Raw genomic sequence first — 1,592 nt, 5'->3', positions numbered from 1 at the left:
GCCCGGGGCCCTCGCGGGGCCGCCGCCTCGGCGCAGTCCGGGCACCAGGACGACAGGCGCCGCTCGCGCCCGGGGCGCATCCGCTGCTCGTCGGGAGTCGCGACGAAGACGTGCCCCGCATCGCAGAGCCAGCAGAGGTAGACGTCGGCGGCCGGCGGGATCTGGCTGAGGACGATGCCCTCGTTGTACTCGGGCCGGTACTGCCGCACGAGCACGGGGTACGACCGCCAGGCCTCGCGGTACGTGTCGACCGCGTAGGGCACCTCCGCACCGCGCGAGAAGCGCCGCCTCCGCCACCATCGTCCGATCGGTTCCGCCACGGCGGCACGCTAGCCCGCACCTCCGACACGACGACCGGAGGGGCTGCGTCAGGCTCCGTGCCCGCGGTCCTGCTCGTCGATGTCGGCGATCTCGGCGTCGTCGGGCTTGAAGGTGAGGGAGAACATCGCGATCGCGACGAGCACGACGATGAACGTCACTCCGAACGAGATCAGGCCCACGACGAGCTCCCGGGTCGAGAGCAGCACGACCCCGCCGACGAAGAGCGCCATGACGGCCGAGAAGCCGATGAGCTCGAGGGGGCGCAGCCGGTCCTTGCGGGTCGGCTGGAAGGTGCGGGGACCGAGGTCGTCGGAGCCCGGCTCGGGGGTGGGGCCTTCGGGGGCGGTCATCGGTCTCCTCCGGTGGTCGGTGTGGAGGGCGCGACGGCGTCGGAGGCGCCTGCCCACTTGAGCGAGAACGCGGCGATCGCGAGGTAGACCCCGACCATCACGGCGTAGGCCCCGAGGAGCCCGACGGAGACGACGGGGTGCGGCGGGAGGACGGCGAACACCGCTCCGAGCAGGAGGGTGCCGGCCCCGACGACCACGGCGTCGCGCGCGGCGAGCCCGCTGCCGCGGCGGCCCGAGACCAGCTCGAAGGTGCCCGAGACGAGCCCCCAGCCCGAGACGAGCGCGATGAGGAGCAGGAGCGAGGGCACCGGCAGGGCGACCAGCGCGAGCACGCCGGCGAGCAGCGTCACTCCGGCCGCCACGAGGGCGGGAGTCCGGGCCGGGCCGACGGAGCGGAGCCCCAGGGCCAGCGAGGCGGCACCGGAGAGGAGCGCGAAGCCCCCGAAGACGGCGAGGCCGAGGGACGGGCTGTGGTCGGGGGAGAAGGTGACCACGCAGCCCGCCGCGGCTGCGACGATCGCGCGGCCGAGCACGAGGAGCCAGGAGCGGCTCGCCCTCTCGGCGGTGTCGGCGGCATCGGCCACGATCGAGCCTCTCTGATGGTGCGGTGGGTCGGGGGTCCGCGGGGTGCGAGCGGACCGAGCGACGCCGCCGGGTCCGACGGAGCGGGACCCGCCCGGAGGAGGATCGAGAACGCGGACGCTGAAGATTTTACGCGTCCCGGGGCGCGGCGGGCACCGAGAGGCCGCGGGACGGCCGGATGCTCGGCCATCCCGCAGGCGGGAGTGTGCGGGAGCGCTCCCGCGGGGGACGCGCCGCCGGTCTGTTTCGGCAGCGTAAAAAGACCTGAGCACTCCGGCACGGGCTCGTGCCGCCCGGTCCCCCCTCGCTATCGTGGGGCCGACCCCCTTCCGCGTGCGG

The 1,592-nt window shown here is 74.6% G+C and carries 2 protein-coding genes and 1 pseudogene; all 3 read right to left on the bottom strand.

From position 1 onward, the window contains the following. Window positions 1-320, bottom strand: a pseudogene (locus tag NB037_RS19225) (zinc-ribbon domain-containing protein); the annotation flags it as partial. Window positions 321-368: 48 nt separating this feature from the next. Next, a complete protein-coding gene (locus NB037_RS19220) occupies window positions 369-671 on the bottom strand; it encodes a hypothetical protein (protein WP_251948649.1) in 303 nt (100 codons plus the stop codon). Next, on the bottom strand, window positions 668-1,255 hold the full coding sequence (locus NB037_RS19215; protein WP_251948648.1) for a DUF308 domain-containing protein: 588 nt from the start codon (window positions 1,253-1,255) through the stop codon (window positions 668-670). The genes NB037_RS19220 and NB037_RS19215 overlap by 4 nt, the downstream gene beginning before the upstream one ends. Between the last annotated feature and the right edge of the window lie 337 nt (window positions 1,256-1,592).

It is taken from the genome of Rathayibacter rubneri, from assembly GCF_023743255.1.
GTDB classification, from domain to species: Bacteria; Actinomycetota; Actinomycetes; order Actinomycetales; family Microbacteriaceae; genus Rathayibacter; species Rathayibacter rubneri.
This window is presented reverse-complemented; position numbering and strand designations above follow the sequence as displayed.